At 45.5% G+C, this 24,493-nt stretch carries 21 protein-coding genes; 11 read left to right on the forward strand and 10 right to left on the reverse strand.

The genetic code is table 11. From position 1 onward, the window contains the following. Positions 1–97: 97 nt before the first annotated feature. On the forward strand, positions 98–2,425 hold the full coding sequence (locus LZZ85_RS20990) for a TonB-dependent receptor (protein ID WP_237875325.1): 2,328 nt from the start codon (positions 98–100) through the stop codon (positions 2,423–2,425). A 6-nt stretch (positions 2,426–2,431) separates the two neighbouring features. Further along, positions 2,432–3,262 (forward strand): DUF4249 domain-containing protein, encoded by an 831-nt coding sequence (locus tag LZZ85_RS20995; protein ID WP_237875326.1) that lies wholly within the window; start codon positions 2,432–2,434, stop codon positions 3,260–3,262. 358 nt (positions 3,263–3,620) lie between these two features. Here LZZ85_RS20995 and LZZ85_RS21000 read toward each other — a convergent pair whose 3' ends face one another. After that, positions 3,621–4,682, reverse strand: a complete 1,062-nt coding sequence (locus LZZ85_RS21000) for a PAS domain-containing sensor histidine kinase (protein WP_237875327.1) — start codon at positions 4,680–4,682, stop codon at positions 3,621–3,623. A gap of 4 nt (positions 4,683–4,686) precedes the next feature. Beyond that, a complete protein-coding gene (locus tag LZZ85_RS21005; RefSeq protein WP_237875328.1) occupies positions 4,687–5,364 on the reverse strand; it encodes a LuxR C-terminal-related transcriptional regulator in 678 nt (225 codons plus the stop codon). Between the two features lie 123 nt (positions 5,365–5,487). Here LZZ85_RS21005 and LZZ85_RS21010 point away from each other — a divergent pair, with 123 nt between their 5' ends. From LZZ85_RS21010 to LZZ85_RS21030, 5 genes are all read left to right on the forward strand, one after another. Continuing rightward, the gene (locus LZZ85_RS21010; RefSeq protein ID WP_237875329.1) at positions 5,488–6,507 is read left to right on the forward strand and encodes a sensor histidine kinase; all 1,020 of its coding nucleotides are present in this window, start codon (positions 5,488–5,490) and stop codon (positions 6,505–6,507) included. Positions 6,508–6,681: 174 nt separating this feature from the next. Continuing rightward, positions 6,682–7,902 carry a hypothetical protein gene (locus tag LZZ85_RS21015; RefSeq protein ID WP_237875330.1) on the forward strand — a complete coding sequence of 407 codons (1,221 nt, stop codon included), beginning with the start codon at positions 6,682–6,684 and terminating at the stop codon, positions 7,900–7,902. 264 nt (positions 7,903–8,166) lie between these two features. Further along, entirely contained in the window at positions 8,167–9,447 is a 1,281-nt protein-coding gene (locus LZZ85_RS21020) for an NAD(P)/FAD-dependent oxidoreductase (RefSeq protein ID WP_237875331.1), read from the forward strand. A 232-nt stretch (positions 9,448–9,679) separates the two neighbouring features. Next, on the forward strand, positions 9,680–11,374 hold the full coding sequence (locus LZZ85_RS21025; RefSeq protein ID WP_237875332.1) for a DUF1800 domain-containing protein: 1,695 nt from the start codon (positions 9,680–9,682) through the stop codon (positions 11,372–11,374). Positions 11,375–11,402: 28 nt separating this feature from the next. After that, positions 11,403–12,713 (forward strand): DUF1501 domain-containing protein, encoded by a 1,311-nt coding sequence (locus LZZ85_RS21030; protein ID WP_237875333.1) that lies wholly within the window; start codon positions 11,403–11,405, stop codon positions 12,711–12,713. Positions 12,714–12,784: 71 nt separating this feature from the next. Here the strand turns inward: LZZ85_RS21030 and LZZ85_RS21035 are convergent, their stop codons facing one another. The 3 genes from LZZ85_RS21035 to LZZ85_RS21045 all read right to left on the reverse strand — a co-directional run bounded on the left by LZZ85_RS21035 (position 12,785) and on the right by LZZ85_RS21045 (position 15,831). Further along, a complete protein-coding gene (locus LZZ85_RS21035; RefSeq protein WP_237875334.1) occupies positions 12,785–13,546 on the reverse strand; it encodes a class I SAM-dependent methyltransferase in 762 nt (253 codons plus the stop codon). 258 nt (positions 13,547–13,804) lie between these two features. Further along, positions 13,805–15,364: an AAA domain-containing protein gene (locus tag LZZ85_RS21040; RefSeq protein ID WP_237875335.1), complete on the reverse strand. Its 1,560-nt coding sequence runs from the start codon at positions 15,362–15,364 to the stop codon at positions 13,805–13,807. Further along, positions 15,337–15,831 (reverse strand): hypothetical protein, encoded by a 495-nt coding sequence (locus LZZ85_RS21045; protein WP_237875336.1) that lies wholly within the window; start codon positions 15,829–15,831, stop codon positions 15,337–15,339. Before LZZ85_RS21045 ends, LZZ85_RS21040 begins: the two co-directional genes overlap by 28 nt. A 105-nt stretch (positions 15,832–15,936) precedes the next feature. Between LZZ85_RS21045 and LZZ85_RS21050 the strand changes: the two genes are divergently transcribed. Beyond that, the gene (locus LZZ85_RS21050; protein WP_237875337.1) at positions 15,937–17,088 is read left to right on the forward strand and encodes a sensor histidine kinase; all 1,152 of its coding nucleotides are present in this window, start codon (positions 15,937–15,939) and stop codon (positions 17,086–17,088) included. A gap of 108 nt (positions 17,089–17,196) precedes the next feature. On the opposite strand, the gene LZZ85_RS21055 is transcribed toward LZZ85_RS21050, so the two are convergent. Beyond that, positions 17,197–17,466 carry a hypothetical protein gene (locus LZZ85_RS21055; RefSeq protein WP_237875338.1) on the reverse strand — a complete coding sequence of 90 codons (270 nt, stop codon included), beginning with the start codon at positions 17,464–17,466 and terminating at the stop codon, positions 17,197–17,199. Between the two features lie 378 nt (positions 17,467–17,844). Between LZZ85_RS21055 and LZZ85_RS21060 the strand changes: the two genes are divergently transcribed. Continuing rightward, a complete protein-coding gene (locus tag LZZ85_RS21060; RefSeq protein ID WP_237875339.1) occupies positions 17,845–18,918 on the forward strand; it encodes a saccharopine dehydrogenase family protein in 1,074 nt (357 codons plus the stop codon). A gap of 38 nt (positions 18,919–18,956) precedes the next feature. Here the strand turns inward: LZZ85_RS21060 and LZZ85_RS21065 are convergent, their stop codons facing one another. Then, complete coding sequence (locus LZZ85_RS21065) at positions 18,957–19,808, reverse strand: NAD(P)H-binding protein (RefSeq protein ID WP_237875340.1); 852 nt, start codon at positions 19,806–19,808, stop codon at positions 18,957–18,959. A gap of 737 nt (positions 19,809–20,545) precedes the next feature. On the opposite strand from LZZ85_RS21065, the gene LZZ85_RS21070 reads away from it, so the two are divergent. Further along, the gene (locus LZZ85_RS21070) at positions 20,546–21,073 is read left to right on the forward strand and encodes a DUF4269 domain-containing protein (protein WP_237875341.1); all 528 of its coding nucleotides are present in this window, start codon (positions 20,546–20,548) and stop codon (positions 21,071–21,073) included. Positions 21,074–21,120: 47 nt separating this feature from the next. Here LZZ85_RS21070 and LZZ85_RS21075 read toward each other — a convergent pair whose 3' ends face one another. Then, positions 21,121–22,569: a hybrid sensor histidine kinase/response regulator gene (locus LZZ85_RS21075; RefSeq protein WP_237875342.1), complete on the reverse strand. Its 1,449-nt coding sequence runs from the start codon at positions 22,567–22,569 to the stop codon at positions 21,121–21,123. Beyond that, complete coding sequence (locus tag LZZ85_RS21080; RefSeq protein WP_237875343.1) at positions 22,569–23,606, reverse strand: sensor histidine kinase; 1,038 nt, start codon at positions 23,604–23,606, stop codon at positions 22,569–22,571. The genes LZZ85_RS21075 and LZZ85_RS21080 overlap by 1 nt, the downstream gene beginning before the upstream one ends. A gap of 24 nt (positions 23,607–23,630) precedes the next feature. On the opposite strand from LZZ85_RS21080, the gene LZZ85_RS21085 reads away from it, so the two are divergent. Further along, the gene (locus LZZ85_RS21085) at positions 23,631–23,972 is read left to right on the forward strand and encodes a response regulator (protein ID WP_237875344.1); all 342 of its coding nucleotides are present in this window, start codon (positions 23,631–23,633) and stop codon (positions 23,970–23,972) included. A 2-nt stretch (positions 23,973–23,974) separates the two neighbouring features. On the opposite strand, the gene LZZ85_RS21090 is transcribed toward LZZ85_RS21085, so the two are convergent. Continuing rightward, positions 23,975–24,394, reverse strand: coding sequence for a response regulator (locus tag LZZ85_RS21090; protein ID WP_237875345.1), 420 nt, complete (start codon positions 24,392–24,394; stop codon positions 23,975–23,977). Between the last annotated feature and the right edge of the window lie 99 nt (positions 24,395–24,493).

The following is a 24,493-nucleotide window of genomic DNA, read 5'->3' on the forward strand; positions in this document are numbered from 1 at the left end:
GATACAGCCGTTCATGCATTTTAACATATTTAACAAGTATTAGCGCAATGCACGCAAATATCTTTGCGGCGCTATGAATCATGTAACCACAACCTATATGCAAAAATTCTCACTGGCCGTCTTATTCTTTTTATGCGCAACAGCATTAAGCGCACAGAAATTCACACTTAGCGGCACAATCAAATCAAAAGCAAAAGGAGAAACGCTGATCGGGGCAAGCGTTCGCGCAGTCAATGGCGAACAGACGATCAACGGAACTGTCAGCAATGAGTATGGATTCTATTCCATCACGCTCGAAAAAGGCAGCTACTCTATTGAATTCAGCGCTGTCGGCCTGCAAAACCAGTTAAAAGACATCACACTCGACAAAGACGTTACGCTGAATATCCAATTAGACGATGAAGTAAAAAATCTGGAAGGTGTGGTTGTTACCGCACAATCCCGCGGACGCAGTATCAGCAGTCCGCAAATGGGCATCGAAAGAGTGTCAACAAAAGAGATCAAGAACATCCCTGTTCTGTTTGGGGAACGTGACATCTTAAAGACCATCCAGCTGCTGCCCGGCATCAAATCAGCAGGTGATGGGAACAGCGGCTTCTTTGTCCGCGGTGGCGCCGGTGACCAGAATCTCATCCTCCTGGATGAAGCCCCGGTATACAACGCCTCTCACCTGCTCGGCTTCTTCTCTACCTTCAACTCTGATGCCATCAAAGACATCACGGTGTATAAGGGAGGAATGCCCGCGCAATACGGAGGAAGACTCGCTTCCGTGCTGGATATAAAAATGAACGATGGCAACAACCAGGATTACAATGTGAGCGGAGGTCTTGGCCTCATCTCTGCCAAACTGAATGTGGAAGGTCCGATCCAGAAAGACAAATCATCCTTTCTCGTTACAGGGAGAAGAACCTATGTGGATGCATTTCTGAAACTTTCCAGCGACTCCGCCGTAAACAGCAATACGCTTTACTTCTATGACCTGAATGCAAAGCTCAATTATCAGCTCGGCGAAAAAGACCGTTTGTATCTCTCCGGCTATTTTGGTAAAGATGTATTGGGTGTTGGAGAAACATTTGGTATCGACTGGGGTAATGCAACCGGCACACTACGCTGGAACCATATTTACAGCAGCAAGCTGTTCAGCAACACCTCCATGATCTTTAGCAATTATAACTACAAGATCTCTATCCGCAGTGGCGGGGACGACTTTGATATTCTTTCAAAGATCCAGGACTGGAACCTGAAGCAGGAATATCAATGGTATGCGGGCCCGCGTCATAACCTCCGTTTTGGATTTAATACCATTTATCATACCATCACTCCGGGTGAGATCAAAGCCTATCAATCCCAAAGCGTGAATGATGCTGCTTTGCAGAAAAGATTTTCCTGGGAAAATGCCGCCTTCATCAGCGATACCTGGAAAGCTTCCGATAAGCTGAACCTGACCTATGGCCTCCGCGCTTCTTCCTTCAGCATCCTCGGTAAAGGAGACTTCTATAATATCGATGCAGATGGGAAAGTAACCGACACGATGAGCTATGAAAAAGGAGATTTTGTGAAGACCTATGTAAACCTTGAACCAAGGATTGCTGCCAGTTACAGCTTCAATACACAAACATCACTGAAAGCTTCTTATGTACGCAACGTGCAGAATATGCATCTCGTGTCAAATTCCACTTCATCTAATCCAACAGATAAATGGATTGCAAATACCAACCTGATCAAACCGGAAATAGCTGACCAGGTATCACTGGGGTACTACCGCAACCTGTTCAACAACCAGTTTGAACTCAGTGTCGAAACCTATTATAAATGGATGCAGAACCAGATAGACTACCGTGATGGCGCAGACATCTTCGCCAACAGCGATGCGATCGAATCTGAGCTGTTATTCGGTAAAGGCCGCGCTTATGGCCTGGAATTACATCTGAAGAAAAAAGCCGGCAAATTTACCGGTTGGGTGAGCTATACCTTATCAAAAACAGAAAGACAGATCGACGGGATCAATAACAATCAATGGTACAATGCCCGCCAGGACCGTACGCATGACGTTTCCCTCGTCGGCTCCTATCAGCTCAACCGTAAATGGACATTCTCCGCAGCCTGGGTTTATTATACGGGTGATGCGGTTACTTTCCCTGCGGGAAAATACAGCATCGATGGAAATACGGTTTATTATTATACGGAAAGAAATGGCTACAGAATGCCGGATTACCACCGTCTTGACCTGGGAGCAACCTGCATTCTGAAACAGAAAAAGCGCTGGTCCTCGGAACTCACCTTCAGCCTTTACAACGCTTATGGACGGGAGAATGCTTACACGATCAACTTCCGGGATAACGCCGATGACCCTAACAAGACTGAAGCCGTGCGTTATGCTCTTTTCAAATTCATCCCTTCTGTTTCTTACAACTTTAAATTCTGATCTTTTATGACAACGGGTAAACTGATATATAAACCGGCATTCAATGCGATCATAGCTGTATCAGCTACGATCTTCCTGACCTCCTGTGAAAAAGTGATCGATCTGAACCTGAACAGTTCAGAGAAACGATACGTCGTAGAAGGTATCATTACCGATCAAACGGGTGCGCGTGTTACGCTCAGCCAGACAAAAGACTTTGATGAAGACAATAGCCTGGCCGGAGTAAGCGGAGCAACAGTTGAAATGAGCGAAGCCGGCGGGGCTGTCACGACATTGACTGAATCATCCCCCGGGATCTATACCGCGCCGGGAATGAATGGAACAAGCGGTAAAACATACTCTCTCAGTGTAAGGGTGAACGGGCAAACTTTTACAGCTGTATCAACCATGCCGCAGCTTGTTAACTTCGATACCCTGTATGTAACGGATGAATTCCTTTTCGGCGAAAACAGAAGAACTGCCAATACCGAGTACCAGGATCCTCCGGGCCGCGGACAGTATTACCGCTTTGTTCAATACATCAATGGTAAAAAAGAACCCACGATCTTTTATCAAAGCGACGAATACACTGATGGAAACTATGTCAACAACAAACTCTTCTACTTTCCTGAAGATGATGACAACGAAGATCAGAAGATCAAAACGGGTGATCAGCTACGCATAGATATGTTTTGCATTGACGCAAATGTTTACAAATATTGGTTCAGCCTCGACCGTAGTGCCACAGGTGAAAGCGGACAGGCGACACCTGCCAACCCGGTGACCAACCTGAAAGGCGGTGCTCTCGGTTACTTCAGCGCGCAAACCACACAAACTAAAACGATCACCGTTCCCTGAGCCGGAAACATTATAACAATAAACGTCTCTCAAAAAGAAACCGGTCCCCGCATTACTGCGCAGGACCGGTTACTGATTTATATAGAAGGGAGTATTTTAGTGGCCCGATCCAGAGCTTCCGGTTCCCTATCCCGGAGGTTCGTTGAAGGACGGCCGAATACTTTTATTCAAATCAGGTGCCATGTCAGAAATACGCTGATTTCCGGCAGGTGACCAGTATTGTTGTTGCTGAAATTCCTCACTTGATTATTTTAGCGTGAAAAAAATACTCAGGAGCATACAGGAGAGTTTCAATAATGCACAAAAAAACCTGCGACGGCGTTGTGCAGGTCTTCAACATAAACTTCTCAATTCCGGGTCAGTCTTTCGGCAGTTCAATAGAAAATACAGAACCGCTGACTTCGTCAGAAACAAACCAGACTTTTCCATCGAGCAATTCAACAAGTGCTTTTACGATAGAAAGGCCGAGGCCGGTGGAAAACTCGCTTTTCAACCCTTCGCGCCGCGCGCGCGTGCGTTTGTCAAACAAGTGGGGTTGCAAGGCCAGCGGAACGCCGATGCCGTTATCCTTTACATGCACCTGGAAGGTGTCAGCTGTTTCATTTACAATGATGTCAATCTCTCCATTTTCCGGCGTGAACTTAATTGAATTGGAAACCAGGTTGTGAATGATCTGAAAAAACTTCACACTATCCGTATTGATATTCAGCGTTTGCAGATCTGTGATCAGGCGGAAACGCTTGTCTTTATTGGTAGCGATGAGTTTATCCAGCGTCACAACGATCCTTTCCAGTACATCAAACCGCGTTTTCTTTACATAGATCTTTTCAGACTCCAGGTGCTCTTCTTTCAGAAAGTCATTGATGATATCAATACATTGCTGGGTGTTATCCTGTATGTATTGCAATTGCTTCCTGATCTCCTCACCGTTTTCACCGGTATAGGTATTTTGCATCCAGTGGATGATATTCTTGGAAAGGTGAAGTGGTCCGGCGAGATTATGGCTCATCATATCCAGCATGGTATCTTTCTTGGCGCCATAGTTCACGATAAAGTCTTCATGCTCCTTATTCCGGGTAATATCTTTCAGAAAACCGGAGATCATACCGGTTTCTGTCGACAAATAAGAGTTCAGGCAAAGATGCTTTATAGAGAGATCGGGGAATTTAAGCCGGAATTCCACTTCAAGATGCGATTGTTTCAGCAGTTCCTGATAGCAATGCAGCAGGTATTTGCTATCCTCCGCATAAAAAAAGGGAATGATCAGTCGCGGATTTTCCATAAGCCCCGGTACAGTAACACCAAAGATCTCCGCAAATGGGCCGTTCACGTATGCGAAAGATTCTTTTTTGCCATCAAAGATAAAAACGCCTTCCCGGGAGAGTTCTCCGATCTGCGGGATTGTGTGCTGCCTGATCATGTTCCTAACGCTTTAGAAAACCCCTGGCGGAAGCAAAAGCGATAAGCTCGGCTGTGTTTTTTACGCGCGCCTTATCGACCATGTTCTTACGGTGAGATTCCACTGTTTTTTCCGTGATAAAAAGCTCCTGTGCAATATTCTTGGTGGAGAAGCCTCTGGCAAGAAGATCAAGTACATCCTTTTCACGCTGTGAAAAAAAGTCTTTTTCTCCCCGCAGTGTATCTACAATACCTTCCAGGAATTCATTAATGTTTTTTAATTTCTTGGAGGTTTCTTTACAAATATACTTTTTCCCGGAATGAACAGATTTAATGGCCTCAATTAATTCTTCATAACCAGCTTTCTTTGAAACAAACCCCATTGCTCCGTTATTCATGATCCGGGCAACCCGGTCAGCATCATAATAAACGGAGTGGGCGACGATCTTTATTCCCGGGTAATTTTGATGAACATACTCACAAACGCCAAAACCATCAAGCGTGGAATGCTCCTCCATACCATCGAGGTAGATATCCAGTAATAATACATCGATATCTGCGCCGGGAAGTTTCTCGATCAGCTCCTCCCCCTTCCTGGCCTCCCCCACGACTACGATCCCGGGATCCTGAGTCAGGAGAAACTTGATACCATCGCGCATGATCTTATAATCTTCCAAATGAAATACCTTAATCCTGTCGTCCATTAGCTAGTTATTTATCCGCGATAAAAATAGTGATAGCGATATGCTTTAAGAAATACCTGACAGAAAATCAGGGATTTCCCTGATATAATTAGTCCCAAAATGGTTCGTAATATTGACTTACTGATGAACGAACTAACCAGAACTAATATCAGCACCGCTGCAGACAGTGCACATGTCTATAAACTGGCCTTTCAGGCTGCCGGTGCGGCAGACCTGCCTGCGGTCGATCAGATCCGTTTTGCCTGTATAATTGTCGACCTTTTCTTTCTTTCCAACACCGCTGAAGGAGATCTGATGTTCAGGATAGGTCATAATCACGATGATCAACCCGCCCTCCAGGTCCTGTTACAGGGGTCCGACCTGATCTTTGAAACGATCCTCCCTTCTCTTCCATCAACTGAAACGATCCAACGTTTTTTCCCTGCATCAACAGAACCAACTCTTCAGCTCAGATACGAATTACTGCAACAACGCAGCCGGGATATGGAGCAATTCGCCTTCGCTGTGTCTCATGAGCTGAAAAACTCACTGACCAAACTCAAGTTGGCCGTTTCACTCCTGGAGATCGATGACGATCCTGAAAATGTACGAAAGCATTTTCAGATCATCCAACGCTCATCCGCTCAGTTAGAGCACACATTGCTGGATCTGAATAATATCATCCAGATCAAACACAATACTCCCGTTGCAAAATATATCCGCCTCGAGGATGTATTTTCCAAAGCCTGCGAAGAGCTGGAAGAAAGAATACAGGCGTCAAACGCCAGCATTTCAACCGATTTTAGTGATGCATCCGGTCTTATGTACGTAGAAGTTTACCTGCAAAGCATTTTCAGCAACCTGCTGACAAACGCTATCAAGTACTCAGATGCAAACAGGAGGCCAGAGATTGTGATCAAAGCCGTAAAACATCCGGGCGGGGTGCAAATAGTTTTCTCCGACAATGGCGTGGGGATAGACCTCGACCGTCATAAAAACTCGATATTCAAACCTTTCTCGCGTTTTTCCTCACATATACACGAAGGTAAAGGCCTTGGCCTCTACATCATTAAAAGCATGATCGAACGCAACAATGGAAATATTCAGATAAAGAGCAGACCAAATGAAGGGACAACCTTTTTGATAGAATTGGTGGAATACTGATGGAAGAAATAATGGCCGGCTCCATCAACCAGTATTACCAACAACTAATGCGGAAGAAGCTTTAGCAGAAGAGGCAAATCATGAAACATTAATTCCCCCCTGAATATCCCTCAGAATGAAGCTCCCTTTTCTCCTGTTCCGCCTGGCTAATATTTTTAGTATCTTACACCCTTAATGGCACAATTCGATCATCTAAAACATTTGCTGGAAACAATCAGGACGATTGGGTTCTGGGACAGGCTTTTTCACTGGAAAAAAGTGAGGGATCAGCTCGTGTTGGCGGACAGGGATCTTTATTCCAACGAAACAGTCGTGAAAGAACAGGAAAAGAAACTGATCCTTGCGCAGCAGGCGGCACAATTGCAAAAGCAGGAGAACCAGACGCTGGGAGCAAGAAAAGATGAACTTGTTTCCGAAGTAGCGCACTGGAAAGAAAGTTTTTTCTCTTTACAGCGCGAAATGGAACAGGTTAAGCAGCAACATAACACCCTTCTTGCTGCTGAAGAGATCAGGCAGCATGAACATGGCAAAGCCATTCAGTCGCTGACGCAGATCGAAACAAGGATCCGGAATGAACGTCTCTCTGAGTTGGAAGTACAGCAACAGACGGCGATAGATAAGCTGCGCTTGTTGAAAGAAAGCTGGAACCAGCATGAGCAGCGGGTGAGATCTGCGATCAAAACCGTCTGCCAGCGTCATACGATAGACTATATAGACAAACCTCCTTTTCGCGGTATACCAGACAATACGATTTCTATTTGCAATGAGTTTGTGATCATTGATGCGAAAAGCCCTGCAGGTGAAGATCCGGGTAATTTCCCGTCTTACCTGAAGGATCAGGCAGAGAAGGCGATCAAATACGCCAAACAGTCCGGCGTAAGATCTGATATTTATTTTGCGGTTCCCTCTGCGTCGCTTGACAGCCTGACGCAATTCGTACACCGTTTTGCCGATCATACTGTATATATCATATCGACAGACACCATCGAACCAGTGCTACTCCATCTCCGCAAGATCGAAGAATATGAATTTGCACAGGAGCTGACTCCGGAAGACCGCAATACGATCTGCAGTATGCTTGGCAGATTTGCGCATCTTTCAAAAAGAAGAATACAGGTGGACAGTTTTTTTGCCCGCCAATTCATCCAGCTTGCATATAAAGCAGAGGCGGAACTGCCGCCAGAGATCCTCGCAGCGGTGATCGAATTTGAAAAATCAGAGAAACTTAATCCGCCGCAGGAAAAGCGGCATAAGTCAATTCCCCTAACGGAGATCGAGAAAGAAGTCCACCAGGTACGCCAGGAAGCAGACAGCCGCGGCATCTGGATGCAGGAGGATCAGCTGGGTGATAAGTTGAGCGATCTTCCATTATACAAAGACAACAATCCGCTGTAGAAAAGGTTTATCCTGCGCTAATGCTTACATTTCCGTCAGCCTGCTCCGCAGCCTTGATCGTCCGGGCACGGGAATTGTACAACTGTTACCTGCATTTATCAATTTTCGCAAATCTCCCGTGCCGATACCTTTGACCCGATGGTGACAAACATGTTTTAAGAAATGTGAAAAACATAAACAAACTTCATATCTGATACATGCAGGTCATTAAATCAACTAACTTTGCATCGCCGGCAACGGCGCTGGCAAATTAAAGATGTTTGTATGCAGCATATTGTTATCATTGGTGGCGGTTTTGCGGGCATAAATCTCGCAAAAAGTCTCGCCAACAACAAGGACTTCTCTGTTACTTTAGTAGATCGTAATAACTACAATTTCTTTCCTCCCCTGCTTTACCAGGTTGCAACCAGTTATCTCGAAACTTCGAGTATCTGTTACCCTTTCAGGAGATTTTTACGGGGTAAAAAGAATGTCACATTCCGCATGGGAGAGTTTAAACAACTGAAGCCAACGGAAAATAAAGTAGTGCTTTCAAATGGGGAACTGAGTTACGACCATGTTGTTTTTGCGGTAGGTGCGGAGACCAATTTTTTTGGAATGGAAAACGTCAGGCAGAATGCCTTGCCGATGAAAACGGTAAATGACGCACTTGAATTACGCAACTACTTTCTTCAACGGATGGAGCAGGCTACAAGAACGACGGATCCTGTTGAACGTGATAAACTGCTCACCATCGTGATCGCAGGAGGTGGTCCAACAGGAGTGGAAGTATCCGGCGTGCTGGCTGAAATGAAGAAGAAGGTCATTCCGAAAGATTATCCTGAACTGAGCGGTAAAGGTTTCGAATCGCATATCTACCTTGTTGATGGCGGTCCAAAATTGCTTGCTCCGATGAGCGAGAAATCCCAGGTAGATACACTGAACGCACTTACAAAAATGGGCGTTGAAGTGAAACTCAACTCGCAGGTCAAAGATTACAAAGATGATATCGTCACTTTCGCCAACGGCGATACGGTTGCAACAAAAACCCTTGTATGGGCAGCCGGGGTAACAGGTTCAGTATTCGAAGGTATCCCACAGGAATCATATGGTCGCGGACGCAGACTGATCGTTGATGAACATAATCTCGTTTCAGGTTTTTCCAACGTTTATGCGATCGGAGATACCTGTTTGCAATCAACAGACAAGGCTTTTCCCAACGGACATCCGCAAGTTGCCCAGGTCGCTATTCAGCAAGGCAAACTGCTGGCGAAGAACTTTGCAGCATCCGTAACCGGTAAGCCCCAGAAAGCTTTCAGGTATAATGACAAGGGCACAATGGCCATCATTGGTTGGAATAAAGCAGTGGCGGACATCCCAAAACCCAAATTGCATTTCAAAGGGTTTATTGCATGGCTGATGTGGCTGTTCATTCACCTGATCTCCCTGATCAATTATCGCAATAAGATCAGAACGCTTTACAATTGGACAAGCGCATACTTTACAAGGGACCAGACATTGAGGATGATCGTTCGCCCGGATGGTGAACCACCAGTGAAGGGCTAATAATAATCAGATCGCAGACGACCGCCCGCAGACCGCGGACGGTCGTTTTATAAGTCAATACTTTCAGAACGATCAGCAGCTGCTTTCTTGCAGAAATGACTCTCTGCAGCTTGCGATCCGTCATCATCCCCATCTCTCTCATTAACCCCCGTTTAACACCATTTCCCATTAAATTTTACGGATAATCAGAAAGTGGCACCCTTTTTTCTGAATTAGGCTTTAATCCATTGGTATGGACAGAAGATCATTCTTTCATCGGGTAAAAAAAGAGAAAGGAATCGAGTGGAATTATGCTGCTGATCTTGACACAGTTAGCTCAGGCCTCGATGCTTATAAGGGTAAACTCTCCAATGATCAGCTTATGCATCTGCTTAAGAGGGTAACTTTTGGAGCCAGCCCCAATGATATTGATCATTTCAAAGGAAAGAAATTGAAAAAGATCATACATGAACTTCTTTACACGGAAGAAAAGGAGCCTGCTCCACCCGTAAATAATTACAACGATCCTGATTCGAAAAAAGAAGAAGAAAATTATTTCTTCGATGAAGAAATTCCTGCAGGTCAGACATGGATCAACTCCACCACCTTTAATGGGAAAAATAGTGGCCGGAGAAGGAACTCCCTGAAGAACTGGTGGATCGGCCTGATGCTGAACCAGCAATCCACACTCAGGGAAAAGATGGTTGTTTTCTGGCACAATCATTTTGCAACGCAGGCAACCATCGTCGACAATGCACGTTATCTCTACCAGCATAACGTAATGCTCCGCCGTCATGCACTTGGAAATTTCAAGGCTATGGTAAAGGACGTGACGATCGACCCGGCCATGCTTAAATATCTTAATGGTGCAGTGAGCACAAAAAAAGCTCCTGATGAGAACTACGGCCGTGAACTACAGGAACTTTTTACGATCGGCAAAGGACCGGAATCCCGCTATACGGAAAATGATGTGAAAGCTGCCGCACGCGTGCTGACTGGTTACCGGTTTGAAAACAAGACCTACACAACTGTGTTCGACGCAAACCGGCATGATGAAAGCGACAAGCAGTTTTCAGCGTTTTATAATAACACGGTGATCCAGGGGAAAAAAGGTGCGCCAGGTGCTGAAGAAACAGATGATCTGCTGAACATGATATTTGCGCAACAGGAAGTTTCCCGATTCATTTGCCGTAAACTATACCGCTTTTTTGTTTATCACAGCATCGATGCAATTACTGAAAAAAATGTGATCGAGCCTTTGGCCGCGATTTTCCGTAAAAACGATTATGAGATCAAGCCTGTACTGGAAGCCTTACTCAGCAGCAAACATTTCTTTGATCCCGCAAATTTTAATGCGGTGATCAAAAGCCCGCTGGATTTTACCATCGGCCTTTGCAGGGAATACAAGATCAGCTTCCCGGATGCAGGGAACTTTATTGACCAATATGGACTTTGGGAGCAGGTCAGAAATCAGGCGACCGCCATGCAGCAAAATATTGGTGATCCTCCCAATGTTGCAGGATGGCAGCCATACTACCAGGAGCCGCAGTATGACAAACTTTGGATCAGCTCGGACTCCCTGCCCCGCCGTAACCAGTATTCAGATCGTATGATCAATAATGGTTTTGCGAAGAATGAGACAAAAGTGGTGATCGATACGATCGCGTTCACTAAAACCCTCCCGACTCCTGCAGATCCGGACAAGCTGATCAGCGATGCGATCAGGCGGCTGTACAATATGGATCTCGCCGTGACGGAGAAAACGTTTATCAAAAGCAGCATCCTGCTATCTGGTCTGACAGGCATGCAGTCTGATCACTACTGGACAGATATCTGGAATGCATACCTGGCAAAACCGGATGACAAGAAAAATACTGACCAGGTTACCAAACGATTGAAATCGCTCTATAAATATTTAATGAACAGACCTGAGTATCAGCTTTGCTGACGCCGTTCATTTAACTAAAACCCGGACGATGAAAAGAAGGGATTTTTTGAAACACACACTGCCCGCCATAGCATTGCCTGCTATCCTCGATGGCTGGTCATTAAATGCGTGGGCAAAATCGCCATTACTGCAGGGCATCAGTGCTGCAGAGGACAATGGGCGTGTACTGGTACTGGTGCAACTGAATGGCGGTAATGATGGCCTGAATACTGTTATCCCGATCGATCTGTATGATGCTTATTATGCTGCGCGTACCAATATCGCTATCCCGCAGGAAAAGATCTTACGTCTGAATGGCTTTGATCAAACAGGTCTTAATCCCGCGATGACGCATATCCAGCATATGTTCAATGAAGGAAAGGTTTCTATTGTACAGGCGGTTAGTTATCCCAATCCAAATTTCTCCCATTTCCGTGCTACTGATATCTGGTTGACGGGTTCTGATTCCGACAAGACACTTGATTCCGGCTGGGCGGGGAGATTTCTGAATAACGAATTCCCTGGTTTTCCAGCAGGGTATCCGAATAACAATATGACTGATCCGCTGGCGATCCAGGTAGGTGGAATTATATCTCCGGCATTCCAGGGACCGGTCACCAGTATGGGAATGGCCATCACCAATCCATCAAGTTTTTATGCGTTGCTTAACAATGTAAATACATCTTCATCCGCTTCTTCGCGTGCAGGGGATCAACTGGCGTATATACGGGAGATGTCCATGGTGACTGACAAGTATGCTACTGTGATCAAAAATGCAGCTCAGAAAATAAAAACACAGTCGTCCCTCTACCCTGCGCAGGGGAAAAACCCGCTGGCTGATCAGTTGAAGATCGTTTCGAGGCTGATCGCGGGTGGATTAAAAACGAAAGTGTACATGGTTAACATGGGTGGATTTGATACACATGCCAGACAGACTGATGCAAAGGACACCACTATTGGCGCGCATGCAAGATTGCTGGAAAGGCTTTCTGAAGCGATCAATGTTTTTATGGTTGACCTGCAGGAACTGGGAGTTGCGGACCGCGTACTGGGGATGACGTTCTCCGAGTTTGGCCGTCGAATTAAATCAAATGCGAGTGGTGGTACCGACCATGGAGCCGCGGCCCCGGTCCTCCTCTTTGGCAATAGTGTGCAACCTGGTATTATCGGCACTAATCCTCCGATAACCGCTGCAGCTACCGCAAAAGACAATATAGCAATGCAGCACGATTTCCGTTCACTTTACACTACAGTTCTTGAAAACTGGTTTATGATCAATCAGGCTGCTTCTGAGTCGATCATGCTGAAAGACTTTGCATCACTCGCAATTGTCAAGGGAGTAAATGCACCATCTACCTGAAATTGATCTTCGCCTTAACATAAATAAAATGGCCCCGGATGATCCGGGGCCATTTTATTTTATAGGAAGAATCAGATCCAATAAAGTTTTGTTTCATACTCCATCTTTACAAATCCGTTTTCATTATGCGCTACAAATAACTGGATCAACCTCGAGATCATCGCATCATAAGATTCATGATCCGGCAGAGGGATATAAGAGGACGAAAGAAGCTGCCCTTTTAATGAATCAAAATCGAGCATCTGTACATTATCAAAGTGATCGATGTTTGTTTGACGTGGAAAGAAAAACTCCCTGATCTCTTCTTCAGAAACTTTATCAAGCACCTGGGGTTCCATCGCGAATTCTTCTTTCAATTTCTGATATGAATCCATAAAGACGGAACTCTTCTTCCGGAGATTCCAGGCAAGCACTATATGTCCATCCGGCTTCAGGATCCTTTCAAATTCTTTCTTCGTTCTTTCGGGATCCATCCAGTGAAACGCCTGTGCTACAGTGATCAGGTCGACACTTTCATGACGCAATCCGGTTTGTTCCGCGCGATGTCTGCGACTGGTAAAGCCCGGATACAGACTGAGGCGTTTGTCTCCGGCAGCACGCATCTCCTCATTCGGCTCAATGCCGATCACATTATACCCCTGCTTTAATAAAATTTCCGCAAAAAGACCTGTACCGCAACCAACGTCTACAATACGTTGGTCTTTCAATAAACCCAGTCTCTGTTCAAGAAACGGAACGATGGCGGCAGGATAAGAAGGTCTGTATCTCACATAATTCTCAACCCTGTTGGAAAACCTCTTGGTAGGTTGAAGAGTGGACAAATCGCTAAACATGGAAGCTCGTGTTTGAGCCGCAAAAATATCACTATTCTGATTGCCCAGCCCTATGTTCACCCAAATTTAATCGGATTGATCAGTTTATTTTTTCCACAGCTGTTGCAGACAGGTGATCGGCGATCAGTCCCGTTTGTAATGAAAAGAGTAAAAACGTCCATCATTATGCTTTAACTGGTTATTCAATAGCACAGGCAGTATGATCAATTTTTACTTATGAATGCTTCCGCTATTCTGTTATTCAACATCTTCTGAATCCTAGCTCATGTATCCCCAGGCACTTTCATAAGCATTCAGCCTTTCTGCGTACGTAATAAAATCTGCATAAAATGGAAGCCGGGCGAGAGTACCGCTGTCACCTACAATAACCAGTTTCTTCTTTGCGCGGGTCATGGCCACATTCATTCTTCGGATATCTGACAGAAAACCGATCCTGTTCTCTGTATTGCTTCTCGTCATGCTGATGTATACCATATCCCTTTCCTGCCCCTGGAAACTATCAATGGTGTTCACAGCGATCTTATCTCCATAAGCCAGCAGATCGGGAGACTGCAGCAATAATGATTTAAGTGTATCTACCTGTTGCTTGTAAGGAGAAATGATCGCAATGGTGGGGAATTCTCCCGGTGAATAGTGCGTTTCAAGTAATGGGATCATCTGCCTCAGGTGCGTAAAAACGAATGCCGCTTCTTCCGGATTATATGTGCTGGTGCCCTCAACTTTCTCTTCAAATCCACAGCCGGCGGTGTCAATGAACACAAGCGGATTGTCAGACTCAAACAACACATGATCTGCAACAGACTGGTGCGCCGACAAACGGTTCTGGTAAAATACGGAAGAAGAATACCCCATGATCGCACGGTTCATCCGGTATTGTTCTTCAAGCAATGCAACGGCGTCTGGATGAAGTTGAACATTCTTTTCCATCAGCGTACGGCTTAACCCATCTTTGGCAGCCTGTTCAGATTTGACCGTTGGAGCAAGCTGATGATGATCACCGGCCATTACCAGTTTTTTGGCTTTTAAGACGGGGATCCAGCAGGCTGGTTCCAGGGCCTGACCCGCTTCATCGATCACCACCGTGTGAAAACGACGGTCGCGGATCGTGTAATGATTAGCTCCGACCAGCGTCGCGGTGATCACCTGTGCCCTGGATAGAAGGTCATTTAATATGTATTGCTCTGTATTGCCGGCTTCTTTCAGGATATTCCTTGCTTCTTCAAATAAACTCTTTCGCTGATCGCGCTCTGCTTTCCCAAAATTCCGTTTGTACTTATAAGCCATCTCCCTGAACTCATTTGCACGCTTTTTAAGCTTTTTAACCTGCTTCATCTGAGCGTGTTCCGCCATTTGCTGATCAACTGTCAGCGAAAAGAGTTTTTCCGAAATACGCGCAGGGTTTCCTACACGCACTACTGTCATTCCGTTATCAGATAATTTTTCACTTAACAGGTCAACGGCAGCATTACTTGGAGCCACTACCAGCAGTTGCTGGTTTGTTTGGGCATATAAAGCTTTGATCGCTTCCACCAGCGTGGTAGTTTTTCCGGTGCCGGGAGGCCCGTGTACGATCGCCAGCTCATTTGCCGCAAGGATCTTTTTCACTGCCTGGGTCTGAGATGGATTCAACCGTTGGGAATCGAATTGCGGCTGATCTTCATAAAATGTCGGTTGTTTATCCCCTGTCAGAACGCGGATCAGCAGGTCATCCTCCTTTTTATCCAATCGCCGCCCTGCCTCCCGGATGGCGGATTTCATCTCGTCGTAGCTATTATCATCAAAAAGCAGGTTTACACCCAGCTGGCCTCTCTCGACCAATCGGGCAGTTCATCTGTGCGCAACGATATCTTCATCTTATTTCCTCCCTGGTAGGTAACTACCCCTTCTACCCGGTACTCCTTTGGGTCCCGGTTAGAGAAAAGTTCAACAGACGCCCCAAACCGGAAAAGGTGAGCCACCTCAAAATTGTTCGTTCGCTCCATCTCTACGGTCAGATAGTCCCCGGCTCCCATCTCGGTATCCCGGATCACGATCGGGTACCAGGAAAGGCCATTTGCACGCTTGGCGCCCAATGAACTGGATTCTGTTAATTGCCTGTAAGCCAACCTGTCTGCCTGTTCCTCCGTTCGTAATAGATCCGAAAGCTGTTTGAAGTAATCCATGCCGCAAAGGTAAGAATCGTTGTCCGTTGACCGTTCACCGGGCAAGCTGTTGTATCGATGCTGATCCCGTCGATAGGAAGAGAATGCAGGCTTTACTCTTTCGGGCAGGGGGACGCTGGCCATCAGTGAGGATTACCGGCAACGAAATAGGTGTTTCCCTGTAAAACCTTCACTCCTCCACCGTTTGGCGATATTATTGCTGAAAGACAATGTAATTTTCACATGTGTATGCAAAGTGCCACTACTTCTTCGATGCAAAAAAATCTCGCGGAGCTTTTGATTGATTCCAGTGTTGATCGCGTATTCGCCATTGATACTGACTGGAGGGTTATTGCCTGGAATAATGCAAGTGCTGACCAGACCGGCATTACGAAGACCGCAGCGATGAATCAGTTGATCATGGACCTCATGCCTCAATTATCAAAGGACAGGGAAACCATGAATGCCATCATCCAGGCATTTAACGGATGGAAAAGCTTTTTACCTGCCCAAAGGAATACATTTAACCGGCATCACCATGAAAATCATTTTCTGCCATTAAAGAATAATGAGGGTACTGTTGTAGGAGTAATGAATGTAATGCATGATGTATCGCACCGGATCAAAGCAGAACAACAACTGCAACGCTTGAATGATGAGCTCGAAATCAAGTACCGCCAACTAAAACGTGTATCAAATGATCTTTCAACCTTTACAGGTATCACAGGTACGAATCTGAAAGAACCTGTCAAGATGATCTATACAGGTCTGGAACAACTTGCACGCACGGACGGTCATGTATTATCCAATAACAGTAAAGCGAAGCTGAGGAAAATGCAATCATCACTGAATCGCATAAACCTCTTGCTCGACGATATCCTTTCCCTTTCCGAAATAAATACTATTCTTGAAAAAACAGAAGAAGTTGATCTGAATGAAGTCTTCCAATCGGTGCTGGAAGATTCAAAACTTGGCGCAAAGATCAAAGAGAAAGGTGCTGTGATCGAAGTCAATGAACTTCCGGCCATTCATGGGAACAGGGAAATGCTTGGCTTCCTGTTCTTCCATCTGCTTGATAACGCAATCAAATTCCAATCTCCGGAGAATACACCGGTTGTACGTGTAGAAGCAGACATCATTGAAGCCGGAAATGCAATAAAGCATACAACGCCTAAAAAACTCTGCCGCATATCTTTTATCGACAATGGCATCGGTTTCGATGAAGAACAGGGCCAGCGCATTTTTCACATGTTCGACAAACTTCATCCCGATCGTTTCCGCGGATCAGGCATTGGCCTTGCCATCTGTGAAAAGGTCATGGACGCGCATAATGGTTTTATTAAAGCTTACAGTAAGCTGGGAGAAGGAAGCCGGTTCGAGTGCTACTTCTTACGCGAATGATCCGCGAATACGAATACTCATAAACAGAGCAGAGCACGACAGGTAAGCAATTGCCGCCTCATTGAAAAATAAACTCTTCAATGAAGCGGCAATTGCTTTTGCAGGATTCTACCCGTGAACATCAGCGGCCATTCGCCGGTCGTTCGCGACCGCTTTTGCGATCGTTGTTTTCAGCTCAACAATATTTTCCGGTATTCCGGCAGTGGAAAGATCCAGCTTGCCGTTTTCTTCCTTGAGGAGATGATGGCCGTAGAGTTGAACCTCCAGTTCGCCATTCATGATCGTGATGCGATATTCTTTACGATCTTCTTTTTGTTTCACCATACGGATCAATGCCTCGTATTGAGATTCCCGATAGTTAAAGGTTACTGAGAACATATTTGTTCGATTAAAATCATCTTAGAGAATAGAGTACGGATTAAAATAGTTTCATTATGCATTTACCAAAATATCTGCCGGTTTTTGCAATAAATGGATAATTCAAAGAGACCGCGCTGCTGCTGTCTTTGCAGACATCATAATGATCTTTGCAACAACAGTAAGCTATTACTAAAGGAAAATAATTACACATTTCGGGGAATTAGCTCCAATTTTTTTATTCGATGCAGCAAGTAGGATCTGCTTCATTCTAAAATCAGGGAAAAGCCGGAGTGTCGCCAAGGCTAACAACTTATCTGATGACCATACTCGAGCCACTGAGTTTTTGCAACAGTCAATCATTCGAAGCCTATTGATACAATAGTTGTATTTTGCCTCATGCAAGAAAGCTTCCTTCTATATGGCGCGAACGGATATACCGGAGAACTGATCGCACGATTTGCCTCACAATACCAGCTGAAACCTATTCTCGCCGGGCGCCGGAAGGAGGCAATCGAGCCGCTTGCCCAAAAACTGGGGCTGCCGTTCCGGATCTTCGACCTGAACGACCAGCCAGCCCTGATCAACGCACTGAAAGAGGTTAGACTGATAGTGCATTGCGCCGGCCCATACGATCATACCGCTGAACCGGTGATCACTGCCTGTCTGCAAACAGGCACTCATTATATCGATCTTAACGGAGATCTGGATGTATTTGAAAAGATCAAAAGCTATGATGCGGCGGCGAAAGAAAAAAACGTCATGCTCCTGCCCGGCGCCGGATTTGACGTAGTGCCAACCGACTGTCTTGCGCTCTGGCTGAAGAAAAAACTGCCGGACGCCACCCATCTTGAAATTGCTTTTGCCATTCCCGGAAGCAAACTTTCGCGTGGCACTTCACTCACTACTGTCTTAAAACTTGGCGAACCTGGTGCGATAAGAAAAAACGGGATCATTACGCACGAACCGGTGGGCAAAACGGGCAAGACCGTCCCATTCATTACGGCTGATGGAAAAACAAAAGATCTTTTTGTAATGAGTATTCCATGGGGCGACGTTTCAACCGCTCACTTCTCTACAGGGATTCCCAATATCAATAGCTACACGGGCATTCCGAAAGCTGCCTGGTTCTTTAACAAAGGGCAGGTATTGTTCAACTGGTTACTCCGGACTTCATTTATGCGCAATCTTATCCGGGCGATCATCAATAAACAATCACCCGGCCCTGATGACGCTATGCGGGCAAAGTCAGTAAGCCTGATCCGCGCAGAGGTTAGTAACGCAAAAGGAGAAACAGTGACAGCAGTTATGCAAACGCCGGAAGCATACGAGCTTACTGCAGCAAGCATGTTGCTCGTATCGCAGAAAATTCTGAGGGGAAACTTCAAACCAGGATATCAGACGCCATCGACTGCATATGGTGAAGACCTGGTAATGGAGCTGGAGGGAGTTCATCGTTCAGAACTCAGATAGCTGGTCACGGAATAAATCTTCCGCTATCTAAGCCCCGCTCAAAGCTCCCTGATGAATTCCTTCAGGCTTTTCCGTTTTCTTCCCAGTAATTTCTCCAGATCGTCATGCACACCGGCAAACTCGTTTGCTTTGATACTTTGCGCCATGCTAATGTAAAAATTGATCTCCTCTTCGCTCATTCCCAGATCCAGCAGCACTTCTGCAAAGGCATCATCTGGGATATTGGTGTATTCTCCGTCCAGCCCCTTTTCAGATTTCAGCAATGCCGCCACTGTATCAAAGCCTGCCGCTTCGGCGCCAGTGATATGAAACATCTCATTGCCGCTCCTCTTACGCAAAAGTTCTCCGGCTAACGCTTCCGCGATATCGATCCGGGAAGCATAACTGATCCTGCCCTCTCCCGCCGGATAATAGATCTTCCCATCTGCTAATGCATTGCTGACAAAAAGGGGGATGGTTTCCATATACATGCTATTCCTGAAAAAACTGTATTGAAGCCCGGCGTCGGCGATCGCATTTTCTGTAGCCCCGCAGGTAACGGCCGCCCGAAAAAGCTTCTCCTTTCCCGGATTCAATGTGCTGACATATACAATACGCTTAACATCGCTGTTGACGGCAGCATTTACAACATTCTTCTCCTGCCTGTCGGCCTGTTCTCCGTACACAGCGGAAGATACCTGCATGATCGTATCGCAACCATCGAATGCTTCTTCCATAGATGATACATTTTCATAATCGCCCTGCCGGATCTGTATGCCGCTTGAAGAGAGTTCATTCATTTTTGAAGGATCTCTTACTACGGCCACAAGATCAGAAGGATTGGCTGCTTTGAGCAGGAAAAACAGTGTTGCTTTCCCCAAATTTCCATTCGCTCCGGTAATTGCTATCATAATTATCGTTTTTGATAGCACAAAGCTAGAACGGAGTGAAGAGGAGAAACAGGGCTAATCCGGCATAAGGATGAAAAGACCGGTGAATGGAAGAATATTCCGGTGGAAGGGATGGCCGACGGTCAGTGGCTGATCTGCCATGATTATAGCACCTCCCCTGTTCCCGCAAACAGCACTGTCATACCAGGCTTAGATACTACTGCTATGCGTTGGACCATCGGACACCGAGCTATTATGGTATTTTGTCAAGATAACTATCCCGGCTCCTTTGCGGCTCATGTACCTATGCTCATGACTATTCCGGCAGAGAACTGATGGAGGAAGTGTGGTGGCAATCACGAAATTTCCGCAAAGGACCTGGGGGGTAATAAGGTGGCGGCCTCTTGTCTTTTAATCCGGACTTTGTACAAGGCAGCTTATTTTCCAATGGCCATTTTGGTTATAACAGGAAGATGATCACTTAATTTTTTCATTTAAGACTTGCTTAAGATTAGACCGGGCCTGTACTATCGCGAACGATCTTCGATGCAGCATTTTTGTTAAACAGGATATGATCGATCCTCCATCTCGGCTTGCCGGCGGGATGCGAGTAAACGGTTGTACCAGCCAGCGATATCCTTTATTCTTAAGAAGTTTGTTCAGCAACGCGTCTTTTACATCCTCGGTCCGGATCATTTAATCAATAACACGGGTGATCTCTTCCCTTAAGACCCTGCATACTATCTTTACCAGCAGTTATGGACATAAATTTTGAAGATATCGGCTACCTTCAGCACGGAACCACCCGCCAGCAACAGGCGTTCAGGGTTCTGACCACCTATCACATATTGGAAAAGCTGGAGAAGTTCCAGCCACTGCTGGTTGGCACGATCCCCCTGAACATTGACATTGAAGGAAGCGACCTGGATATCGTTTGCTGCTGGAATAATGAAGACGCTTTTACCGATCATCTGTTCCAGGCTTTCGGCGACATGGAACAGTATGAATCGCGTAAGACTTGTATCCGCGAAGAACGGTCTGTAATCTGCAGCTTTATGCTTGAAGGCTTTCCAGTAGAAATATTCGGACAAGCCATTGCAAGCAATGAACAAATGGGCTATCGCCACCTGCTGATCGAAAACAAGCTGCTAAATGAAAAAGGAGAACACTTCAGAAAGGAAATAATCCGCCTGAAAGAAAAAGGCTTAAAAACAGAACCGGCATTCGCAACATTGCTTGGACTGGAGGGAGACCCTTACATAGCACTTTTGAAACTTGAGACCTGACTACATAAACTCCTATTCATATATCTCTTCCTCTTTTCCCTCTGGTCCTACTCCTGGCTGCGATTGAAAACTATATGAAATTGCGTACCGCTCTGCAACTCACTTCTGACATCAATTGCCGCATTATGTGACTGAATGATCGAATAAGAAACAGACAGCCCCAACCCTACCCCGTTTTTCTTCAGGGTAAAAAATGGCTCGAATAATCTTGACAGATGCTCCTGCGGAATACCGGCACCATTATCCGCAATCAATACGGATACGTGGTTGCCGCTTCCATTGATCGTCACCGTTAATTCGCCTTTGCCGGATTCCATTGCTTCAACGGCATTGATCAGGATATTGGTGAATGCGATCACCAGCTTCGCTTTGTTGGCGGGGATCACAACTTCCGTATCCGGATAAACTTTATTGAGATAGATCTTTTGAAGATTCATCCTGTCTGCGATCATTTGAATGCTTTCATCAAGGATCTCCTGCAAACTATGTGGCTGGAAAGTCAGTTCAAGCGGTTTTGTAAGGTCCAGCAGTTCTGTAATGATATGATTGATCCGTGTACAATTCCGTTTCATGATCTCCATTAAAGAGGTCTTCTCTTCCTCACTGTCGAGCGGCATGGAGAAATGCTCGATCGACAGACTGATATTGTTCAGTGGATTTCTGATCTCATGTGCAAGTGTACGCATCAGCCGCTCATTCATTGCCAGCTTATGCGCCTGCAGGTTCGCAAGCTCTGCTTTTTTGATGCCGGAAATATCGTGCAAGATCCCATGCACAACGGGCTTGTCTTCATTATCCTTCGAAAAAGCAAGTGAAAGCAGGCAGGCCTTCTTTTCTTTTTCTGCATCCTCCATTTCTATTTCCAGGTCATGGAAATTCTGTTTTTCTGAGAACAACTTCAGCACACGGTCTTTTGATGCTTCAGTTTTGATGAATTCCAACAGGTTAAAATCCATCAGGTCCTCGCTGCCCAATTTGAACAAACCAGTGGCAGCCCGGTTCACTTCACGAAAGTTCAGCGCTTCGTCTGCAATAAAAACCGCGTCCTTCGATGTTTCAAAAAGGTTCCGGTATTTGTTTTCCCGCGCTTTCAGTTCTTTCAGATCACCGGCACGAACAAGTGAATAGCGGATACAACGTTCCAGCTTTTCGGTCGTCAATTCAGACTTGACCAGGTAATCAGTAGCGCCACTTTCCATCGCTTTGATATCGATGACCTTGTTGCCTTTTCCGGTAAGGATCACAAACGGATCGTCAAAACCTTCTTCCTGCGCCGCCTGTAGCAGATCAAGACCTGTGTAATTACCCAGGCGATAATCCACAAAATAAATATCGCTTGAGCGTTGACGGATGATCTCTATCGCGGAATTATAGTCATTACACCATTCAATCGCAAAACGGCCGCCTTCAATCGCCTTAATGTAATCGGAGATAATGAAAAAATCGTCTTCATCATCATCGACAATAACAATTTTGAATTCTCTCGTGCTAAGCATTAATTAAGGCTTTGAGGTAAAAATAAGATAAATCGCGCTCCTTCATTTTCAGTTGCATCAGCATATATCAACCCCTGATGGTTTTCTACAATCTTCTTACAAACTGCCAGTCCGAGACCGCTCCCCGGATAGGCAGATTTCCCATGCAATCGCACAAACGGCCTGAAGATCTTTTCCGCATCCTGCCGGTTAAAACCAATTCCATGATCCTGGACAGTGATCTTATAAAATTTGATGCCATTCTGCAGCGAGTGAAATTTCATCTCTTCGATTGACGCTTGCACGGCTGAAACTTGAATGAACGCTTGTTCATTTTGAGAAAAGATAACTGCATTTTCCAGCAGGTTAGTGAATAACATCCGGATGGAAAGCACATCGCCTTTGAGCGGCGGGAGGGAATTTATCTCCAGTGTGATGCTCTTTCCCGGGTGCTTTCTGCGGCATTCCGCGATCAACTCCTTCACCAGTTCACCCAGGTAAATTTCTTCTTTTGGACCAGGTATGTTAACACTTGCAAGCTTTGTCAGCCCATCGATCATTGCACGCATATCCCTGATATTGGCTTCTATACGCGGCACAAATGCCGCCCCTTCGCCGGACGGATCTATCTTACCCGTGAGCCTTTCTATCAACACTCCGAGCTTTCGAAGTGGCGCATCAAGGTCATGAGATGCCAGATTGATCAGCTCTTCAAATTCCTTATCAGCGGCTTTTCCGTGATGGTGAAGACAAGTCACTTCGCAAAAAAGGAGTTCATCAAAACCGCTACCAGTAAGGTTTGTAACGGATCTTACCCTGCAACTGTAATTTTTGCCATTCGTTTCAGTGAACGTAAAACTGTGCTCTCTGTCTCCGGTAAGCTGCAACGCTTCGATCCAGCCGGAATGAAGGAATAGCGCCGTTTGCTGTTCATCCGCCACCACCTCAAAATATTTTTTTATGGACGTATTGGTATACAATATATCTTTCTGCGGTCTGTTATAGCAAAAGAAAAGTTGTAGAGGTATAGTGGCTGGTGTTGAGTTTCCGGGAAGCATTAATTTTATCCTTAAATTCTGGTGATGCTAAAATTAAAAGTTTTATTTGTTGATGATGAAACAGATTTCTGTCTGTTGATGAAGAATTTTTTTACGAAGAAGAACTACGATGTGTTTTTAGCATATACCCTTAATGAGGGGTTAGATCAATTGGAACAGGTGAAGCCGGACATATTATTTCTTGATAACAATCTTCCTGACGGAAAAGGATGGGAACATGTAGACGCGATTGTAGAAAAAAATCCACACTTACGGCTTTATCTCGCAAGCGCACACTACAAAGGGGAAGAGATTTTTGCTGAATATCCGCAGGTAACGGTTTGGGAAAAACCATTATCGATGAGCCTGCTTCACTCCTCCTTCTGAACTTACCCGCCTTGGCTGAAAGAAAGCATCTGACGAACGGTCTCTTTATAATCCTTCACATTCACCGGTTTGATCAGGTAGTCGACGGCACCAAGTTCAAGGCATTTTTTCTTATAAGTATCCGACCCTGAAGTACTCCATATCACCTTGGGGATCCGCGAAAAACGCTCCTGCTTTTTCAACTCGGTCAGGATCTCAGCGCCGTTCAATTCCGGCATATTGTAATCCAGCACCAGCAAACAGGGTAATTCATCATCGGACAGCGATTCCAGTGTGTTGATGAGCGCCCTTCCTTTATCGATAAATAAAAGCGAAAAGGAATTGTCTATTGTTGCAAATATTTCTCTCAGCAGATCGATGTCGTCGATATCATCCTCTCCGAAAATGATCGATCGGTTGTTGATTCCGGTTTTTATTGGCACAGTTTTTAATGCTTCTTAAGGTTCGCGAAAGTTAAGATTTATTTAAGTCCCATTACACCCACTCTGCAATTTTATTTGTCGCAATAAACTCCATAACCG

The organism is Terrimonas ginsenosidimutans, from assembly GCF_022012415.1.
Lineage (GTDB): Bacteria > Bacteroidota > Bacteroidia > Chitinophagales > Chitinophagaceae > Terrimonas_A > Terrimonas_A ginsenosidimutans.

What these genes read in the sequence shown, in the direction of transcription:
- LZZ85_RS20990 (WP_237875325.1), top strand. Translation starts at nt 98, where the DNA reads ATGCAAAAATTCTCACTGGCCGTCTTATTCTTTTTATGCGCAACAGCA.
- LZZ85_RS20995 (WP_237875326.1), top strand. Translation starts at nt 2,432, where the DNA reads ATGACAACGGGTAAACTGATATATAAACCGGCATTCAATGCGATCATA.
- LZZ85_RS21000 (WP_237875327.1), bottom strand. Translation starts at nt 4,682, where the DNA reads ATGATCAGGCAGCACACAATCCCGCAGATCGGAGAACTCTCCCGGGAA.
- LZZ85_RS21005 (WP_237875328.1), bottom strand. Translation starts at nt 5,364, where the DNA reads ATGGACGACAGGATTAAGGTATTTCATTTGGAAGATTATAAGATCATG.
- LZZ85_RS21010 (WP_237875329.1), top strand. Translation starts at nt 5,488, where the DNA reads ATGAACGAACTAACCAGAACTAATATCAGCACCGCTGCAGACAGTGCA.
- LZZ85_RS21015 (WP_237875330.1), top strand. Translation starts at nt 6,682, where the DNA reads ATGGCACAATTCGATCATCTAAAACATTTGCTGGAAACAATCAGGACG.
- LZZ85_RS21020 (WP_237875331.1), top strand. Translation starts at nt 8,167, where the DNA reads ATGCAGCATATTGTTATCATTGGTGGCGGTTTTGCGGGCATAAATCTC.
- LZZ85_RS21025 (WP_237875332.1), top strand. Translation starts at nt 9,680, where the DNA reads ATGGACAGAAGATCATTCTTTCATCGGGTAAAAAAAGAGAAAGGAATC.
- LZZ85_RS21030 (WP_237875333.1), top strand. Translation starts at nt 11,403, where the DNA reads ATGAAAAGAAGGGATTTTTTGAAACACACACTGCCCGCCATAGCATTG.
- LZZ85_RS21035 (WP_237875334.1), bottom strand. Translation starts at nt 13,546, where the DNA reads ATGTTTAGCGATTTGTCCACTCTTCAACCTACCAAGAGGTTTTCCAAC.
- LZZ85_RS21045 (WP_237875336.1), bottom strand. Translation starts at nt 15,831, where the DNA reads ATGGCCAGCGTCCCCCTGCCCGAAAGAGTAAAGCCTGCATTCTCTTCC.
- LZZ85_RS21050 (WP_237875337.1), top strand. Translation starts at nt 15,937, where the DNA reads ATGCAAAGTGCCACTACTTCTTCGATGCAAAAAAATCTCGCGGAGCTT.
- LZZ85_RS21055 (WP_237875338.1), bottom strand. Translation starts at nt 17,466, where the DNA reads ATGTTCTCAGTAACCTTTAACTATCGGGAATCTCAATACGAGGCATTG.
- LZZ85_RS21060 (WP_237875339.1), top strand. Translation starts at nt 17,845, where the DNA reads ATGCAAGAAAGCTTCCTTCTATATGGCGCGAACGGATATACCGGAGAA.
- LZZ85_RS21065 (WP_237875340.1), bottom strand. Translation starts at nt 19,808, where the DNA reads ATGATAGCAATTACCGGAGCGAATGGAAATTTGGGGAAAGCAACACTG.
- LZZ85_RS21070 (WP_237875341.1), top strand. Translation starts at nt 20,546, where the DNA reads ATGGACATAAATTTTGAAGATATCGGCTACCTTCAGCACGGAACCACC.
- LZZ85_RS21075 (WP_237875342.1), bottom strand. Translation starts at nt 22,569, where the DNA reads ATGCTTAGCACGAGAGAATTCAAAATTGTTATTGTCGATGATGATGAA.
- LZZ85_RS21080 (WP_237875343.1), bottom strand. Translation starts at nt 23,606, where the DNA reads ATGCTTCCCGGAAACTCAACACCAGCCACTATACCTCTACAACTTTTC.
- LZZ85_RS21085 (WP_237875344.1), top strand. Translation starts at nt 23,631, where the DNA reads ATGCTAAAATTAAAAGTTTTATTTGTTGATGATGAAACAGATTTCTGT.